This window comes from Streptomyces sp. 4F14, assembly GCF_048159485.1.
In the GTDB taxonomy this organism is placed as follows: domain Bacteria; phylum Actinomycetota; class Actinomycetes; order Streptomycetales; family Streptomycetaceae; genus Streptomyces.
The window spans coordinates 1-359 of the sequence record NZ_JBLRVY010000261.1; the positions used below are offsets into that span (position 1 = coordinate 1).

1 pseudogene is annotated in these 359 nt (G+C 72.1%); it reads left to right on the forward strand.

The features are described 5' to 3' along the window. Window positions 1–359: pseudogene (locus ACLZOT_RS50615) on the forward strand (helix-turn-helix transcriptional regulator); the annotation flags it as partial.

Here is a 359-nt window from a genome sequence, read left to right on the forward strand (position 1 = left end):
CCCCGCACCTGCCGCGGGCGCTGACCGCGGAGATCCACTGCACGCGCGGGGACGTCGCACGCGCCGCGACGTGGCTCGACCTCGTCCCCGGCACCCTCACTCATCCCCTGGCCGCCCGGGCGCGGCTGGCGGTCCGGTACTGGTCGGGCCGACGAGAGGAGGCGCTGGAGGAAGCCTGGCACGACGCTCGGCAGGCACGAAAGAACGGCCAGCTCGCCGGTGTCGAGCGGCTGCTGCTGCGCATCCTGTCGCTCGCCGCCCACTCGGATCAGCCGTACACGGTCCAACAGGCCCTGGAGGAAATGGAAACCCTGCACGAGGAGGCAGCCACCCCCATGACCCACGAGGCCCTCCTTCTC